The sequence below is a fragment of the Mucilaginibacter robiniae genome (assembly GCF_012849215.1).
In the GTDB taxonomy this organism is placed as follows: domain Bacteria; phylum Bacteroidota; class Bacteroidia; order Sphingobacteriales; family Sphingobacteriaceae; genus Mucilaginibacter; species Mucilaginibacter robiniae.
Map to the genome: position 1 here is coordinate 3,832,125 of NZ_CP051682.1, position 17,728 is coordinate 3,849,852.

The 17,728-nt window shown below is 41.6% G+C and carries 13 protein-coding genes; 1 reads left to right on the forward strand and 12 read right to left on the reverse strand.

Features of this window, described 5'->3' with window-relative positions:
* Positions 1-90: 90 nt before the first annotated feature.
* From HH214_RS16800 to HH214_RS16855, 12 genes are all read right to left on the reverse strand, one after another.
* Positions 91-2,175, reverse strand: a complete 2,085-nt coding sequence (locus HH214_RS16800) for a M16 family metallopeptidase (protein WP_169609557.1) — start codon at positions 2,173-2,175, stop codon at positions 91-93.
* A gap of 66 nt (positions 2,176-2,241) precedes the next feature.
* Complete coding sequence (locus HH214_RS16805) at positions 2,242-3,570, reverse strand: M16 family metallopeptidase (protein WP_169609559.1); 1,329 nt, start codon at positions 3,568-3,570, stop codon at positions 2,242-2,244.
* A gap of 132 nt (positions 3,571-3,702) precedes the next feature.
* Entirely contained in the window at positions 3,703-4,218 is a 516-nt protein-coding gene (locus HH214_RS16810) for a DUF2911 domain-containing protein (protein ID WP_169609561.1), read from the reverse strand.
* Between the two features lie 29 nt (positions 4,219-4,247).
* Positions 4,248-5,231: a Gfo/Idh/MocA family protein gene (locus tag HH214_RS16815; protein WP_169609563.1), complete on the reverse strand. Its 984-nt coding sequence runs from the start codon at positions 5,229-5,231 to the stop codon at positions 4,248-4,250.
* Between the two features lie 10 nt (positions 5,232-5,241).
* Positions 5,242-6,237 carry an L-glyceraldehyde 3-phosphate reductase gene (gene mgrA, locus HH214_RS16820; protein ID WP_169609565.1) on the reverse strand — a complete coding sequence of 332 codons (996 nt, stop codon included), beginning with the start codon at positions 6,235-6,237 and terminating at the stop codon, positions 5,242-5,244.
* A 66-nt stretch (positions 6,238-6,303) separates the two neighbouring features.
* Positions 6,304-7,680, reverse strand: coding sequence for a bifunctional folylpolyglutamate synthase/dihydrofolate synthase (locus HH214_RS16825; protein WP_169609567.1), 1,377 nt, complete (start codon positions 7,678-7,680; stop codon positions 6,304-6,306).
* Positions 7,681-7,851: 171 nt separating this feature from the next.
* Positions 7,852-8,679 (reverse strand): energy transducer TonB, encoded by an 828-nt coding sequence (locus HH214_RS16830; protein WP_169609569.1) that lies wholly within the window; start codon positions 8,677-8,679, stop codon positions 7,852-7,854.
* Positions 8,680-8,685: 6 nt separating this feature from the next.
* Positions 8,686-9,087: an ExbD/TolR family protein gene (locus HH214_RS16835; protein ID WP_169609571.1), complete on the reverse strand. Its 402-nt coding sequence runs from the start codon at positions 9,085-9,087 to the stop codon at positions 8,686-8,688.
* Positions 9,084-9,791 (reverse strand): MotA/TolQ/ExbB proton channel family protein, encoded by a 708-nt coding sequence (locus HH214_RS16840; protein WP_169609572.1) that lies wholly within the window; start codon positions 9,789-9,791, stop codon positions 9,084-9,086. The genes HH214_RS16835 and HH214_RS16840 overlap by 4 nt, the downstream gene beginning before the upstream one ends.
* A 3-nt stretch (positions 9,792-9,794) precedes the next feature.
* Positions 9,795-11,357, reverse strand: coding sequence for an SPOR domain-containing protein (locus HH214_RS16845; RefSeq protein ID WP_169609573.1), 1,563 nt, complete (start codon positions 11,355-11,357; stop codon positions 9,795-9,797).
* Positions 11,358-11,402: 45 nt separating this feature from the next.
* Positions 11,403-13,235: a porin family protein gene (locus HH214_RS16850; protein ID WP_169609574.1), complete on the reverse strand. Its 1,833-nt coding sequence runs from the start codon at positions 13,233-13,235 to the stop codon at positions 11,403-11,405.
* Between the two features lie 25 nt (positions 13,236-13,260).
* The gene (locus HH214_RS16855) at positions 13,261-16,335 is read right to left on the reverse strand and encodes a tetratricopeptide repeat protein (RefSeq protein WP_169609575.1); all 3,075 of its coding nucleotides are present in this window, start codon (positions 16,333-16,335) and stop codon (positions 13,261-13,263) included.
* Between the two features lie 215 nt (positions 16,336-16,550).
* Here HH214_RS16855 and HH214_RS16860 point away from each other — a divergent pair, with 215 nt between their 5' ends.
* Positions 16,551-17,663 carry a DUF922 domain-containing protein gene (locus tag HH214_RS16860; RefSeq protein ID WP_169609576.1) on the forward strand — a complete coding sequence of 371 codons (1,113 nt, stop codon included), beginning with the start codon at positions 16,551-16,553 and terminating at the stop codon, positions 17,661-17,663.
* Positions 17,664-17,728 lie beyond the last annotated feature (65 nt).

Consider the following 17,728-nt stretch of genomic DNA (forward strand, 5'->3'; position numbering starts at 1 on the left):
AACAAAGAAGCCCTGCATTGCAGGGCTTCTTTGTTAATAGGGGCTATATTATAGCCTTGTATTAAATAAAGTTTTGAGGCACATAAGGACTTATTGAAAATCAGCCGCAGTAACACCTTCGTTTACTTTAACATCATTGATTTTTAGATCCAATACTTGTTGCTGGTTGTTGGCACTGTTGGTGATAGTTTGACTGAATGGATACATCACGCCATTAACTTTCTTGTAATCGCCCATATCAACAGTAGTGGTAATAACTACATTGTTTTGAGTTTGGGTTTCTTCCTGTCGTACCAGTAACTTGGTGTTGGTATCAAAATATTCATTCCAAGTTTTACCGGTAGGTGAGGTAATAGAAACTTTGTATGCATCGGCATTGTTTACCTTCTCAACACCTTTTAGCTCGGTTTTAAATGCTGGATTGCTTACGTAATTCAGTTGTTCAAACAAGCCAGTAATTACATTCTTTTCCTTGATCTCGTCGGCAGTCATGGGCAATTTATTGCTAATTTGCTGCTGGTAGCCAGTAGTGCCATTAAATACACGTTTCATCAAAGTATTGCTGCCCATTGAAACTGTCATGAGTTCTTTGTTAGGCACCATGTTTTTGGTTTGAACAGCCAAGTTCATGCCTTGCATTTGCATAGTGCCGGTAGAACTAACTGATTTTACCTTTTTAAGTTCAGCTGAACCGCCCACGGCACTGATATAGTTATTCAGTACATCAGTTGCTTTCAGGCCGGCAGGTACAGCAGCTGTTGGTTGGGCCGTAACCGGGTTGGCATAAGTATCGTACGTTTTAACTGGGAAGCCCAGTTTTTGTAAACCTGGCATAAACTGCGAAGCATTACCTACAATAACTACACGGGTGTTGCCATAATTAAAATACTTTTGCGCTACGCGTTGCACATCTTCTGCAGTAACGGCATTGATGCGTTGCAGGTAAGTGCGGTAGTAATCTTTAGGCAGGTCGTTAATCAAAATGTTACGTGCATAGCTGGCCGTAGCTGAAGGGTTTTCCATGTTTAAAGCAAACGAACCATTGTACAATGCTTTCGCATTTTGCAATTCCTCGGCTGATACCTTATCGCTGCGAATACGATTAATCTGCGTTAAAAATTCGGTAACTGCACTATCTGTTTTGGCTGTACGTACGGCAGCACTGGCTTTAAAAGCAGTTTGGTACTTGCCGCCACCAATATTGGAGTAAGCTCCATAAGTAAAGCCACGTTTTTCACGTAGAGCTTTAAACAGGTAAGCGTCAGAACCGCCACCTAAAATAATGTTGGCTAACTGTACCGCAAAGTAATCGGGCTCATTGATGCCTAACGATACCAAGTTAGTTACCGTGATATTAGATTGTACCGCAGTTGGCATGTTAATCACATCAATCTCTGTAGCAGCCGGATTGGGTACAGTAGCTAGTGTAGGTAAGGTTAAAGCACCACCTTTCCAGCTACCAAATGTTTTTTCCACCAAAGCTTTGGCAGCATCCGATTTGATATCGCCAATAATAGTTAAGTACGAACGTGATGGCGTAATGTATTGCATGTAAGCTGATTTAACATCAGCCAGGGTTAAATTTTTAACGGTTGTTTCCGTTTCAAACTCCCCCATAGGGTTGTTTTTGCCATATGCTAAAGCATTAACTACCCGACCGGATATAGCCGTTGCATTTTTCTCATTGCTTTTCAAGCCGGTTAAGTACTGCGATTGTAGTTTATCAAAAGAAGCTTGGGTCATGGCCGGAGTTTCTAAAGCTTTGCTCATTAATGTAAAAGCTTCCGGGAAGTAACGGGTAAGTGCATCTACACTACCGCCGGTGCTGGTTAGGCTTACAGAAGCGCCTAGTTTATCTACCGCCTCATCAAATTGTGCTTTGGGCATATTGGTAGTGCCTTCATTCAGCATTTGGCCCATCAGGTTTAGTACGCCCGCTTTGTTGCCTTCTGTACGCGGACCAGCATCAACGTAAAAGCTAGCATCTATGTGTGGTAGTTTGTGGTCTTCTACAATTAATACGGTAATACCGTTAGAGAGTTTGTAGGTAACCGGATCTTTAAAAGTAATAACCGGAGCCGGGCCGGGTGCCGGCTGATGCGTGCGATCAATAGTTTGGGCTTGGGCCTGTTGCAGCAAAATAGCACCTGCAGCAATAGCTAATATTTTTTTCATGTATGTGTTCTGTTTCAATGGCTTGCGTATGGCAGGCTTTGTTTTTAACCAATCAATAGTTGTTTATCAGGTTGTTTTTTTAACTGGCAGGTAATACAATACCAAGCGTGATGATGGCTGCAGGTATTTAATGGCAGCTGCACGGATATCTTCGCGGCTAATGCTGCGAATGCGTTCCAGTTCCTGGTTGGTATAGTTGGTGTTTTTATGATGAAAAACATAGCCGTTAGCCAGGTTTTCAGCCACACCCAAATCTTTGGAATTTGCGGTGATATAATTGTTCTCAAACTGATTTTGCAGCTTGCGATAATCATCTTCGCTAATCAAGTTGGTTTGCAGCTTTACAATCTCGGCATCAGCATCAGCAAGCAGTGTGTTAAGCGGCGTATTGTTGTTTGGTAGCGCGTAAGTAATATAAGCGCCGTAATCTTCCAGTGCATAATTGAAAGAGCCTACCTGTAAAGCTTCTTTCTTATCATCTACCATTTTTTTGTAAAGCTTAGAGCTACCACCGTTTGATAGATAAGCTGAAATCATCTCCAGCGTTTTTGAATCTTTACTATCGTTACCTGGTACGCGGTAAGTAGAGGTAATCATCGGCAGCTGTATGTTAGCATCATACGCAGTATCCACCATCTGTTTGGTGATAGGAGCTTCCTCAATTTTAGTGTACACCACAGGTGCTCCTTTCGGGATATCAGCAAAATAATCGTTAATAAGTTTTTTAGCTTGGGCCACATCAATATCGCCAGCTATAGAAAGTGCTGCATTGTTTGGTGTATAATATTTTTTAAAGAATGCTTTAAACTCATCTAGCTTAGCTGCATCCAAGTCGGCCATGGAACCAATTACTGAGCCACCATAAGGATGTTTTGGAAACAAATCTTTAAAAATGCTATTTACTAAATTACCATAAGGCGTATTATCCATACGCAGGCGCTTTTCTTCTTTTACTACTTCATTCTGGGTTTTAACGCCAATCTCGTTAATCACCGGGTGCATCATACGCTCACTTTCCAGCCACAAGCCCAGTTTAAACTGGTTAGATGGAAACACTTCATAGTAAAAAGTCCGATCATAAGTAGTGTTAGCATTGTTCTGACCACCATTAGCAGCTACAATTTTCATAAACTCGCCGCGCTTAATGTTGTCAGTACCTTCAAATAGCAGGTGCTCAAAAAAGTGAGCAAAGCCGGTACGTCCCGGTACTTCGTTTTTAGAACCTACGTGATACATCACACTTACGGCTACCACTGGAGCTGATTTATCCTGATGAAGGATAACATGCAAGCCATTGGGCAGATCATACTCGGTAAAATCAACTTTTTGCGCTTTTAGCGATTGGCAGAACAGGCTGCCCGCCAAAGCACACCAAAATAGTTTGGGTTTTAACATGGTTTTTTTAGAGGGTTTGAATTAATTGTTGAATATACAAAAAATGCAAGCCTATATGGACTTGCATGCGTAACGATTTAACAGCTATACCTTAGATAGCCTAAAATGATTTTTGTTACAGATAAGTTGAAATTATTTTACTTTAAAAGCTACTAATTTATCACCCCAAACAAAGCTGATTTTGCCTGATGGATCAATCATAAACTTTAACTTTTCAGTAAATTCAGTCGCTTTTTGGGTTTTAACGGTAACACGCAATACGTCTTCATCTTCTTTGTAAACCGTGCCCCAGTTTTTAACACCTTTGCTGAAAATGATTACCCAACTCGTTTCGCCAGGAATACTGTATAAGGCATATTTACCCGCAGATAATGGTTTTCCCTCCACCTTAACATCATGACTAAATTCAACCGTTGTAATCTCGTTAGCACCGGTACGCCACCATTTACCATATGTGGCAATGTCTTTACCTATAGTACGGCCTTTAACGGAAGGCTGGCTATAAGCTACCTCAACCTGGGTGTTTTTAATCGTACCCCTTACGGTATCGGGTGGGCTAGTTCGCTTGCTTTTATCCATTTGTGCCGAGGCTGTAAAAGCAGTAAGCATAAAGCCTAAGATTAATGACACGTTTAGTAGTTTTTTCATTTTAATTTTATAAGTATAATTTTAGTGAGTTACAATTTAACAGGTTGCGTAAATGCATCCATAATCTGCATCAACGTAACAGCTTCTTCAATGCTGCACGGATTGGCTTCTTCGCCGCGTAGATAGCCTACTATGCTGGTAATCATAGGATGTTGTATATTTTCGGGGTGAGTGAAGTTTAAAGTTTGTTCGCTAGCTTCATTCTGAACGGTAATAGTATTGCCAAATACCGAAAAGCTGATTTTACCTTTAGTTCCAATAATATCGCAGCTGTCAGTGTTTTGATTTTCGGCTACATCAAAGCACCAGGAACCATTGAATACTACCTGATTTTTAAATAAGATTTGGCCACATACATGATCGTCGGCAGTAGTGGCTTGTGCTTGGTTTAAGGCAAATCCCTGGTAAAAGGCAGGTTCGCCAAAAAAGTACAGCATCAAATCTAATTGATGCGGGGCTAAATCATGAAAATAGCCACCACCTGATATTTCGGGCTGTACACGCCAGTTCGGTGCATTTTTGGTGACCAAAGCTGGTTTACGACTTTGCCATAAGCGCATTTGTACAGTGCGTACTTCACCAATAACCTGCTGTTGCAATAGTTCTTTTACTTTTAAAAACATAGGTAAGCGGCGACGGTAATGAGCTACTACCAGTTTACCGTTGTGCTGTTTTACTGCATCAGCCATCTGTTGAGCCTGTGCAGCATTCAGAGTTACCGGTTTTTCTACATATACCGGAAAACCTTTAGCTAAAGCCTGTAAGGCATACTCCAAATGTGAAGATGGGGGAGTAGCAATGTAAATGGCGTTCACCTCGCTATCGTTCAGTAAGTCTTCAGCCTGATTGTACCAGTTGCTTACCCCATGGCGGCTGGCATAATCCGCAGCTTTTTCGGCATCGCGTCGCATAACGGCAGCCAGCTTACTGCCGGATACTTTATTAAAGGCCGGGCCACTTTTTTTCTCAGTAACATCGCCACAGCCAATAATACCCCAGTTAATATTGTCCATATATAAGGTCTTAGTAATTGCTTAGGATGTTTTCTATCCGGCTTAATTCTTCATTACTGAACTGGATGTTTTCTAAACATTTCAGCGAATCGGCTAACTGTTCCGGTTTGCTGGCACCCACTAGCACTGAAGTTACCCGCGGATCTTTTAATAACCAGGCTAAAGCCATTTGCGCCAGGGTTTGGCCGCGTTGCTGTGCCAGATCATTCAATTGCTGAATCTGATTCAATCGTTCAGTGGTTAATTGATTTTGCTGTAGAGCGCCTGTGGTTTTAGCTGCTCTTGAATCTTCCGGAATGCCATGCAGGTATTTATTGCTTAACATGCCTTGTGCCAGTGGTGAAAAGGGAATACAGCCTACACCATCTTTTTCTAAAACATCCAGTAAACCACCCTCTACCCAACGCTCAAACATGGAATATTTAGGCTGATGAATTAAGCATGGTGTACCTAGCTGTTTTAAAATAGCAATCGCTTTCTCTGCTTCTTCTGCTTGATAGTTAGAAATACCTACATACAAAGCTTTACCCTGGCGCACGATTAAATCCAAGGCAGACATGGTTTCTTCTAAAGGTGTTTCAGGATCAGGACGGTGGTGGTAAAAAATATCTACGTAATCCAGTCCCATACGTGTTAAGCTTTGGTCTAAACTGGCTACCAGATATTTTTTTGAACCCCAATTACCATAAGGGCCTGGCCACATATCATAACCTGCTTTGCTGGAAATAATTAGTTCATCGCGATAGTTCTTAAAATCTTTTTGCAGAATGTGACCAAAGTTTTCTTCTGCCGAGCCATAGGGTGGGCCGTAATTGTTCGCTAAGTCGAAGTGGGTGATGCCGCTATTAAAAGCCAAGTGTAGTATTTTACGATAATTTTCAAATACATCGACTCCGCCGAAGTTGTGCCATAAGCCTAATGATATAGCCGGGAGCTTTATGCCGCTACGGCCACAACGGCGATAAGGCATATTTTCATAACGGTTTTCAGCCGGTACGTACGTCATAATTACAGAGATAAATGGTTTACTCGGTAAATGTAGGCTTTTGCCCTAAATGGCTGTTCAGGAAATTTAAACTATTTCGGCCACTACAAAAGTGCTGCCGCCGGCAAAAACCAGGTCGGCAGAACCGGCCTGTTGCTGTGCTGCTTGTAATGCGCTTTTTACCGATGGGTAGCTACTACCTTGTAGGTTGAACTGACTAGCTTGATGCTGCAAAGTTTCAGCTTCCAGCCCGCGCGGGATATCCGGTTTACAGAAATAATAAGTAGCTTGTTGAGGAAGCATACTTAACACTTTACTGGCATCTTTATCGTTCACCATACCTAATACCCAATGCAGATGTTGATAGGGCACGGCTTGTATATTTTTCAGTACTTCCTGAATACCATCAGGGTTATGGCCAGTATCGCAAATAGTAAGTGGTTTCTGGCTAAGTATCTGCCAGCGGCCATTTAAACCAGTTAAGGTTTTTACTTGTTCCAAGGCTACACATACATGCTCGTTCGTAATGCTAAAACCCTGCTGCCTTAATTCATCAACAACCGATAAAACTGTTTTTACGTTTTTGAGCTGATAGGTACCGGTAAGATCTAATTGTAGTTGTTGAGCTTCAGGTTGCGGGTTTTGCGTTGCAGGAGCATGGTTTCCGTGTACTTTGATGTTCAGTAATTTGCTAGATGAGTAGCTTTGAAGTAATGATTGCTGTTTCTCTTCCTCAATTTCCATCTCTTTATCTTCAGAAAGCTGGCTACTAATTACCTCAACCTGCCATTGCTCAGAGGCAAAAGTAAGTGGAGACTGTTGCTCCTGCGCTGTTTTCGTAAATACACCAGCTACCTCAGGCTGGTATTCGCCGACAATAATTGGAATTTGGGGCTTGATAATACCTGCCTTTTCGCCTGCAATTTCTGGTAAGGTATTACCCAGCAAATTCATATGATCCCAACCTATGTTGGTGATGACAGACAATAGCGGAGTAATTACATTGGTTGAATCTAACCGGCCGCCTAACCCTACTTCAATAATGGCAATGTCCACTTTGTGGCGGGCGAAAGCATCAAAAGCTAAAGCTACGGTCATTTCAAAAAATGAAGGTTGTATATTTTCGAAATTAACTTGGTGCTGCGCTACAAAAGCTACCACTTCCTGCTCACTAATCATTTTCCCATTAATACAAATACGCTCTCGGAAATCTTTCAAGTGAGGCGAGGTGTACAAACCGGTTTTGTAACCTGCTATTTGTAATATTGCTGCCAGCATGTGTGAGGTAGAACCTTTGCCGTTTGTGCCACCTATATGTACGCTTTTAAATTGATGTTGCGGATTACCTAGCAGTTTGCACAATGCTAATGTATTGGTCAGATCTTTTTTAAAAGCCGATGCTCCCACGCGGGTGAACATAGGGAGTTGGTTATATAGGTAGTCGAGTGTTTCAGGGTAATTCATTTAGCGTACTGTTTAGTTGAAGCAGTTGCAATTGATGCTAAGCTCCAAATGCAAAATTGCCGCAACGATAACCCATGCTGGTTATCATTGCGGCAAAGCTATTAACTAATTAATTAAATGAAAAATTGCCGGATGAAAACTTATATGCTGTTACGAACAGCAGTAACCCGATTATTGTACTTTAAATACAAACACTACCGTACCCTGTTGCATATCTGGAGCAGTATCCAGCGAGTTCAGCTTGGACCGCTTAACGGCGTCTTCGCACTTATCTAGCAAATCTGGGTCGGTAATGGTAGTACCACGAGCACCGGCACGGGCATATATAACGTTACCATTTTTATCTACCCGAATATCAACCACTACTTTACCGGCACGGCGGCTATCATCACTAACGGATGGCCGACTCACAAAGCTGCGGTTAAACATACCTGTTAAATTGCCACCATTACCTGAACCAGTACCATTGTAGTTGTTGGTTAAGTTGCTACCAGTTACTTTTCCCTGGTTACCAGGTTTGTTGCCGGTACCATCGCCCTCGCCGGTACCGTTATTAGTTTTGCCGGTATATAGTGCATTTTGATTAACTGTGGGCTTAGCTACTGTTTTGGTAACTTGCTGTTGCGTGTTTACCGTTTGGCTAGGTTTTTTGCTGCTGCTTACCTCAGGCGCATCCTCGTTGTTTTGGGTAACTACCTGCTTGGTGCTGTTTTCAACCGGAGCAGGTTTTTCGGTGGGTGGGGTAGGCGTAACTTTATCAGGCTTAGCATGGTTGGCATGTTCTGCCACTGAAGGTTCCTCGGTACTCATGTAATCATCACCCATACCTTCATCACTGGTACCATAGTTTACCAGTATGCCGCCGGTACCATCTTCCTGTTTAGGCGGCATATGAAAAACCAGCAGGTAACAAAAGGCAATCAGTAAGGCCAAAATAATGCCCGTAGCCGCAAATGCCTTAGGGTAGTTATTTTCTTCCTCACGGTATTTTACGCTCATGATTGCTTATCCTTTAGGCTCGGTTGCTAAAACCAGTTTAATATTCATTTTTTGAGCTACATCCATCACCTGCACTACATCTTGTATAGCTACAGTACGATCAACATGCAGAACAATAGTTAAATCAGTAGCCATGTTTTTGTAAGTGCCTAAGGCTGCTTGCAAGCCATCAGGCTGTACTTCCTGCTTATCAACGTAGTACTTTAAATCTTTGGTGATAGATACATTGATGGTTTTTTTAGAAACCGACTGGCCTGATGATGATTTTGGCAACATCAGTTTAATCACATTCGGATTGGTAACTGTTGAGGCAATCAGGAAAAACAACAGCAAAAAGAACATTATATCGTTCATGGCCGAGGTATGCACTTCGGCCGAGGCACGGCTGTTTCTTTTTCTTAAATTCATTTGCTAGGCTCTTCTAACAGGTCAATAAATTCAATGGCATCGGTTTCTAATTTCAAGATTACCTTATCTACCATCATGTTTAAAATATGATAACAAACATAAGCTACGATACCTACAAAAAGGCCGGCAGCTGAAGTTACCATTTTAACGTACAAACCACCCGAAATTACACCCATGCTGATGTTATCGGTTTTGGAGATGTCATAAAATATCTTGATTACCCCGGCAATAGTACCCAAAAAGCCGAACATGGGTGCAATACCAGCTACAATGCCAATAATGCCAATGTTTCTTTCCAGCTTAGATACTTCAATTTTACCTACGTTTTCAATAGCGCCTTCAATGTCTTTAATAGGGCGACCAATACGCAATAATCCTTTTTGGAGCATGCGGCCCAATGGCGAATTGCTGTTGCGGGCTACGGCGATAGCCGAATCTAATTTACCTGAAGTAATACTGCTACGAATTTGGCTCATTAAGTTTGATTCATCTTTAGCAGCCTTGCGGATAGTAAAGAAGCGTTCAAAAAATATAACTAGGCCTAGTACAGCTAGTATGCCAATTGGGATCATTACCCAACCACCTTTAATTAACAAATCACCAAAACGTAAGTCTTGGTCTTTAATAGCTGCGGTTTGTGCAGCCTGATTTACTGTATCAGTAACAGATTGTGCAGCAGTAGATACCTGCAGTAATAACATCATTTTTTATTGGTTTCTTAAAGTTTCAACGTATATATCCCGACTTCTCAGATTTTTTTCTTGTACCAGCTTTTGTTTAGCTGCCATACCTTCATTGTAAGTGCTATAATAGCCTAATACTATTTTTACCAGCTTACTGGTTTTAGTATTAATGTACGAACCTGCATTAATACCTCTTTCATGATAGCGCTTTATAATTTGGTTGGCTTGCTCCAACGTACTGAAAGCACCGCTCATTAATGCAAACTTGTAATGCTGTGTATTTGAGGGTTCGCCAACGATAGCTGTGTTGTTACTGCTTGACGGTTGAGCGGTTTGGAATACCGTTGCAGTTGGGTTTTCGCTAGTATCTTCCACATATAAATTACTGCTGGTTAATTGGTAAGTTTTAACCAATCGGCGCTTTTCGGCCTGGGCAGCAGTATAAGTATCAAAACTGCCAACGCTAATAGTTATTTTACGACCAGGATTATTTTTGTAAATCTGTGCATGAATGCCCTGTGCTTGGTATCGCTTTACAGCAGCATTAGCTTGCTCCTGCACATCGAAACTGCCTCCAATTAAAATATATCTTGATGTAGTAGTAACAGGGGCAGATGCATGTTGCAATGCGGTGATGCCAGCAGGCTGGGCCTGAGTTATCGCAGTATCTGTATTCGCTTGTGTACGTACCTGTACGGTAGTATCTACGCCGGTAGCGTTACCATGATTGATGATAACCGTATCGGCTATACTTGCACCTGGTGAGCCCTGTACATGCTCGGCAGCGCGCTGATGTTCTTCAGTGGCACGCTTGTTAGCTGAGTTTTCATACCAAATGATACCGCCCAGTACAATAATCAGCAGTAAAACGCCTGATACTATCCAGTTGCTCATGGTTGGCTTGGAAGCCGTTTCTACAGCCTGATTAGCTTCGGCAGGGGTAGGAATATGGCTGGGGATGGCTGGTGTTTCGGGTTGGTTCCTTAACTCGGCTCTACCCGTATGTCTTTTCGGAACCGGACCGTTATAGTCATCTGCAGCGTCAGTAACTGGTGTGTGAACTGTTGGTGCAGGTGCTAGTGGCGTTGTACTAACAGGTACATTAGTTGCCTTAAATTCTGGAGACGACGGCGCCTGAGTAACTGGTTTTTTCTGTGTAATTACAGCTTCTGGTTCGGTTCGGTTATGCAGATGAATAGGTGAAAAACCGTACCGAACTGGGTTGGCCATACCCGAAATGTTGCTTCGGAACTTTAAATGACCGCCTTGCTGGTATAACCAGCCTAACTGCTTTACAGGTACTTCAGCTATTAATGATTGCTCTTGTAAATCGCTGATGTATTTATTCACAAAGTATCGGGCAGAACCTGTTGATACCCCATTGCGGTTACTGATGTATTTAATTAAAGTATCATCATCACCTGATGGTGTTGTATCCAAATGTGCCTGATAATGCGGCGGATAAAAGGTATCAGTTTCAACATTGTAGAAGCTTTTTATCCTAATGCGCTTAAAAGTACCAATACCTGGTACTTTTAGTTCGCCATGCAGGCTTAAAAGTTCATCAATGTAAACAGCTAAATCCATTTATACCAGTCAGTCAACGTTCAAATTACAGCAAAGCAAATATAGTTAAAAACTAAAGCCTGCACCGCCAAATATATTAAATCCGTAGTTCGGGTAATACAACCAAGTTTGGTAAGTGGTGTTCAGGATATTGTTAGCCTGTAAAAACACGCTGATTTGTTTAGTGGCTTTGTAGGTAACGCCGCCGCTTAAATCAGCAAATGATTTTAGAGTTACTACCTGGCTGGTTGTTGTTCCCGGCGTAATAATCATGTCCTGTACACTGCTGCGGAACAGTAACGAACCATTAATATCTATTTTGTGGTTAATGTGTAATACAGTACCTGCGGTTAGCTTAAACTTAGGCAAGTTCCAGGGTTGTGCCTGATTAGCCATTTTGTAATCTTTAACTTCAGCGTGGCCAAAGATATCTACATCATCAGAAGCTTTGTAGTCTAGTTCGCCATCAAAACCACTAATGCGGGTACGGCCATTATCATACACTACGTTGAAGCGGTTGTTACCGGCAGGCGAGGTCAGGACATTGCTGATAAATAAAGGCAGGTCTTTAACGCTGTTGCGGAAAATAGCGGCTTTAAAGCCTAGTCCCGGAGCAATCATACCTTTTAAGCCGATGGTAATATCAAGCTTATCAACTGAGTTCTGAATGGCAATATTTTGGCCGATAAAAGGATTGATTTCAGATAAACCGCGCAATGAGGTACGGTTTACATCACCTTTAGCTTCGGCAAACAAGCGTACATATTTAGGTATTACCTGTAACTCCAGCTTGGCTGCCGGGAAGATGTAAAACTTATCAAATGCGCCAAACTCCTTAACAATGTTTACACCCGCATCAATTTTGTAATTATCACCCTGAAATTTCAGGTAAGGATTTAAGCGCAATAAGCTGTTATTAATGTTATACAAGCTGTCTTTTTGTGTACCTACATCAATGGAGCCACTCAGGCCAGCATAAAACTGGTTAATGGTTTGGTTAACAAAGCCGGATAGTACTAAGTTGTTTTCTTTAGCCTGATAAGCGTTGTTGAATAAATAACCTTTCAGTTTTACAGCATAGGTAAATGCGCGGTCGGTATCCTGGTAGTTTTTGGCTAATTCACCTTCGGCACCTATGGTGTTGAAATGTTGTTTAGCAGGATCAAGGTTAGTGGCTGTAGCTAAGTTGTTGTATCCATAAAAGTAATTACCACGGCGATTATAATCAATGCGGCCAGTTAGGGTGTTGGTAGCACCAATGCTTTTGCCAAATACACCAATTTCATCCTTGCTTTCATTTTGCTTGCGATAGTCACTACCTTGCTGGGCAAAGTGTTTGGCGTAAGCGCCTACTTGCAGGGCATTGTCACGACCGTTATCTATATAAGCTTCGCCATAGGTGGTTTTTAAGCTACCCAAACCCAGCCTAACAAAGTTATTGTAAAGTGCTGAATCGCGCTCGGCAGGCATGGGCATAGCTTGCAATTGGCGTATATCAGAATTACGCTCCAGCTTTTTATCTATCGGGTTGTATTTTAAAGGTGCCTTATATTGTTCTGATTCTTCCAAATTGGGGTTGCGGCGAATTTTTACCGCATCGGCCAAAACTGGCTTGTAAACAGTAGTTACCACAATTTCTTCAGATAAACTACCGTTGTTTTGCGCCTGGTTATTACCGGCCGGTGCATTGCCGCCTTTTCTAGTGGTATCTACTTTCACGCGCGATGCAGCATCGCCCAATTTAGTAGTTGTAGGTTTGGCAGCAGGTTTAGCAACTGGCTTTTTAGGAGCAGGTTTAACCACAGCTTTTTTAGGAGCCGGCTTTTTTACTTGTGCCTGTGCTGGCACAGCAGCAAAAGCGGCCGCAATAAGCAGGGGGTATATATATCGGGTTGTCATTGCTTAAGTTTATTCGGTATCGGGTTTAGTTATCCTGTTTATTAGGTTCATTGCTGGTGGTTTTGGTAGTACCGCTACCTGTTAAGCGTTGCAGCTTTTCACGGGCAGTAGGTAAAATATCATCATCACCTTTGTAGTAATCAATTATACTTTGCAGGGTGGCTTTAGCCTGGAAAGTATCTTTTAAACCTACATAATCATCAGCCAGCAGTATAAAGGTTTTAGCTACCCAATAGTCATAATTTGAAAGTTTGTTTTTCAAATCAAAACAGGTTTTCTGTGAAGCTGCATAGTTACCTTTCAAATACTCAATACGGGCAATATTGTATTTAGCCTCAGCAGCAGAGATAGTTTTAGTACTGTTTACCGTGTAATTAAACTCTTTTACTGCTGTGGTGGTATCGGCTTTTTGCAAGTAAGCATAACCGGCATAAAGCCCGGTTTTAAACTTATCTTCATCTGATGCTTTTTCGTTTTCACGTATCAATTGCACATAATGTATAACATCATCGGGCATTTCCATTTGTGCGTAGCACAGTAGCAGGTTGTTAACGGCAAAGTTGTAATCGGCTTTGTACTCGGAGTTGGTTTCCAAGCGTTTCAGGAATACTACGGCTTCGTTATATTTTTTCTGTGTAATGTACAACTTAGCCATGCTGATCAGCGATTTTTCGGTATAAGCACTGGTCCAGTCGTTCAAAATTATATTGTAATCTTGTACAGCTTCATCCGGACGGTTCAGGTTTACCAAACTTTGAGCACGTAAAAAGCGCATTTGTTTATCATAAATGGCTTTACTGCCAGCTTTGTCATAGTAGGCATTTACAGCACCAAGGGTTCCGTTCCAATCACCTTTCAAATACAGGTTGTTGGCAGCAGTAGCCATAATGCTTTCTTGCTCAGCTGCGCTATAGTTGCCAATTGGCGTAGTAGTAGCATAGCTGATGAAAGTTTGAGCATCCCCCTTGTCGGTGTAAATCTTTTCAATCTGTTTTAACGCTTGCTTAGCTTCATCAGTTGATGGATAATTTTGTACTACTTGTTTGAAGGAGTTAACCGCTTCATCATCCTGGTTGTTGTTGTAATCAATCAAACCAATGGTAACTAGTGCCCGCGGAATGTAGCTGCTACGAGGGTATTTTTGTACCATAGACTGCAAGCCACTTTTACCTTGCGCATCGTTGTTGGTCAGGAAGTAAGTATAAGCAATCTCGAAGGCTGCATCATCTGCAAAATCTGAATTAGGGTAACGGGTTAACACATCATTCAAGGTGCTTATTTTAGCACTTGGTGAGCCTTGTAAACCTTGTATCATACCACGTTGAAACAGGGCATAATCTTGTCCCTGGCTTTGTCCGGAAATAATACGGTTATAGTAGTTCAAGGCTGAACCATAATTTTTCAGCACAAAATAGCTGTCGCCTAAACGGGCAATAGCATCATTGGTGGTGTTTTTATCTTTAGGTTCGCCATCTAAAAAGTGTTCAAAGTAGGTAGCTGCTTTTCTGTATTGTTCAGCACCAAAAGCCGCATAGCCCAAGCCATAGTTTGCGTAATTGTACAAACCGCTTTGTTTAGCTTTAGGCATGCTTAAAAATTCTTCAAACTTATCTACTGATTCGCCGTACTTGCGTACTTCGTACATGGCTTCGGCCAGCCAGTAAGTAGTTAAAGCGACAAACTTTTCATCGCGCGGATGCTGTAACGAACGCAGGAAGATACCAATGGCATTTTCAAAAGCCCGTTCGTTGTAAAATTCTAGGCCACGATAATAAGTTACTTTCTGATAAGCTTCGGCTGCATTGGTTGAGCTGGATGCAATAGGCTCTAGTATCTCAACCGCTTCTTTATAATTTTTAGAATTAAGCAACACTTCACCTAACAAGGTTTTTACCTCATTGGTACGGCCTGAACGCGGATAGTTGCGCAAGTAAGTGCGGGTAGCTTCCAGCGCCTGCGGGTTGTAGTTCAGCTCGTATGATAGTTTGGCATATTCATACAAAGCATCTTCTTGCAATTGCTTATCAAAATCCAGTTTAGAAGCTACAAAGAAAGCATTGCGTGCACCCTGTTTGTTGTTAAGCGTTAAAAAGATTTTTCCTAATGTGTAATTGCCATTTTGGCTATACACATCATTACGGTCAACCAGTTTTTCCAGTTCGCGCGTAGCACGCTGTTTGTTGCCGGTTTTATAATAAGCATAACCAATTTGGTAGCTATCTTGCGTGTTCTGCGTTTTGCCATTATCCTCATCCTGAAAACGGCTATAATATTTAACTGCGTTTGAATAATCAGATTTGGCAAAATAGGAAGCGCCTATAATACGCAGCATCTCGGTTTCATGCTGCTGATGCGTACTATTCAGAATCGGGATGGCGTAGTTAAGCACATCATCATAGCGCTTGTCCAGAAAATATACCGCTGTAATATAGTAAGGGTAGCTGTTCTCGTATTTTTTTGAGTTCTTTAGCTTTTCAAAGTTAACCAGCGCAATGTGGTAATCTTTGTTCAGGTAAGCTATATAAGCATAGTAGTAGGTGGCATCTTCAGTAAAGGCCGACTGGCGGTCTTTTACTTCGCTAAAAAGCATTTGGGCATTCTTATAATCGTTAAGAATGAAATAAGCGTAGCCTTTACGGAATTTGTATTCAGTATATTCTTTACCACTCAGTTCGCCAGCCTGAATTTTATTAAACCAGCGTAAAGCATCTTCATATTTTCCCTGCTTGGAGTAGGATTTACCAATTTGAAAATAGGCCAGCTTGGTTAAAGGGTTTTCTGGGTGTTCTTTGATAAAGCGTAAAAACAGGCTTTCGGCATCATCATTACCTAATTCCAGGGCACAAAGAGCCTCATAGTAAGCTGAATTTTCCTGTAATAAAGTTACCTCCGATTCGAACTGTGGCTGGTGCAAAGTTTTAAGTCGGGTAGCCTCAATCTGCCTGAACTGTTCGGCAGCAGCTACGTACTGACCGTTATTAAGCAGCGTGGTAGCTGTATGGTATGTGCGATACACCTGAAATGAGGCATTTTGCTGTGCCTTGGCCGCAAGGGTACTCAGCAATAAAGCACTTATAGTAATAGGTTTGAGTTTAATCATATACCGTGTAAACAAACTGCAAAAAAAGCAAAAACAATAATCCCGTTTATGTGAAATGTGAATAAACCGGAAAGCATAAATTTAACGAAGGTAATTATTAGATGGTATAATGCCCAAAAACTTATTACAGGAGTAAGCTTATGTCAGCCAGTTGTAAACCCTACTGGCAAGATATATTGTATTCATACTCAGTAACGTTTAGGGTAAATTAATTAATGATTAAAAATATTACACCATCAAAATCTACCTGTGCTTTTATGCTTTCAGGTGTTTTAATTTTACTGTGTTGCGCTTTTAATAAAGGCAGTAAACCTCCTGCTGCTTTGGTATTACAAGATGAACGTTTAAGTTTTTCGCCTAAGGAATTTTACATACAAAGTGTGGTGGATGAACGTAAAACCCATAGTGCAGTAGCCTGGCTTATAACCGATGCAGCAAGTGGCGCAACGCAATCTATTGATTTACAAGGTGGAGCTGGATCTGCTATTCACCAGTTTATTAATCATGGTATGTCGGCCAATACTGTATTGCGTGCTATAGTTATTCGTATCAAGGAATTGAAAATAACAGAATCGGTTTTGCCTAATAAAGGTATTGATGGCAAAATTAATATAGCCTTTTCTTTCTACCGCAAAGTTGATGAAACATACCTGCACCTGGCCGATTATCAGGGTACAGCACATTACATACGCCCTGATAGACAAATGGAAATAATAGAACCTACATTAAGACGCACCTTAGAAAATGCCCTAACTTATCTGAATACCTGGATGAGTACGCAGGCTGAAGGCAACTTGAAGCTGGCTAAGCAAGTGAAATGGCTAATATCAGACTACACCGACCAGACTGATCCGGACACAATTTATTATAACCCCAAACGGCCGCTTAACTGGGATGATTTTAAAGGCAGGCCACAGGGTAGCAGCCGGTACGCTGCGGAAGTATTTCCGAGTATGGCTTTTGATGAGGATGTGGACGTGGCGAAAAGTGTTATTCAGGTGAATTTAAAACTAAAAGTTTACGTGCCTAAAACCGATTGCTGGGTTAGAAACGGTAGTCGAGACGATTACACGCTGAACCATGAACAGCGGCATTTTGATATAACCAAACTGGCCTGTGAACACTTTAAGCAAGCTTTACAGACTGAACCTAAATCGGTAACTAATTACGACGGGGCTGTACATGCTGACTACCTGGAGGCTTTCAGCCAAATGGGGCAACTACAGCAGCAGTATGATCGTGAAACTCAGCATGGCTTAAACATAGCCGAGCAAGAGCGATGGAACAAACGCATTGATGACGAATTAAATAAGCTGGGTATTCGGTGATGAATTGTCGTGTTAGTTGTAGATAAGCTATCCTGAATAAAATTGGTTCCCAGCAACTATTTATA

Bases quoted from the DNA above. Each gene is read 5' to 3' on its own strand.
- HH214_RS16800 (WP_169609557.1), bottom strand. From the start codon at position 2,175: ATGAAAAAAATATTAGCTATTGCTGCAGGTGCTATTTTGCTGCAACAG.
- HH214_RS16805 (WP_169609559.1), bottom strand. From the start codon at position 3,570: ATGTTAAAACCCAAACTATTTTGGTGTGCTTTGGCGGGCAGCCTGTTC.
- HH214_RS16810 (WP_169609561.1), bottom strand. From the start codon at position 4,218: ATGAAAAAACTACTAAACGTGTCATTAATCTTAGGCTTTATGCTTACT.
- HH214_RS16815 (WP_169609563.1), bottom strand. From the start codon at position 5,231: ATGGACAATATTAACTGGGGTATTATTGGCTGTGGCGATGTTACTGAG.
- mgrA (WP_169609565.1), bottom strand. From the start codon at position 6,237: ATGACGTACGTACCGGCTGAAAACCGTTATGAAAATATGCCTTATCGC.
- HH214_RS16825 (WP_169609567.1), bottom strand. From the start codon at position 7,680: ATGAATTACCCTGAAACACTCGACTACCTATATAACCAACTCCCTATG.
- HH214_RS16830 (WP_169609569.1), bottom strand. From the start codon at position 8,679: ATGAGCGTAAAATACCGTGAGGAAGAAAATAACTACCCTAAGGCATTT.
- HH214_RS16835 (WP_169609571.1), bottom strand. From the start codon at position 9,087: ATGAATTTAAGAAAAAGAAACAGCCGTGCCTCGGCCGAAGTGCATACC.
- HH214_RS16840 (WP_169609572.1), bottom strand. From the start codon at position 9,791: ATGATGTTATTACTGCAGGTATCTACTGCTGCACAATCTGTTACTGAT.
- HH214_RS16845 (WP_169609573.1), bottom strand. From the start codon at position 11,357: ATGGATTTAGCTGTTTACATTGATGAACTTTTAAGCCTGCATGGCGAA.
- HH214_RS16850 (WP_169609574.1), bottom strand. From the start codon at position 13,235: ATGACAACCCGATATATATACCCCCTGCTTATTGCGGCCGCTTTTGCT.
- HH214_RS16855 (WP_169609575.1), bottom strand. From the start codon at position 16,335: ATGATTAAACTCAAACCTATTACTATAAGTGCTTTATTGCTGAGTACC.
- HH214_RS16860 (WP_169609576.1), top strand. From the start codon at position 16,551: ATGATTAAAAATATTACACCATCAAAATCTACCTGTGCTTTTATGCTT.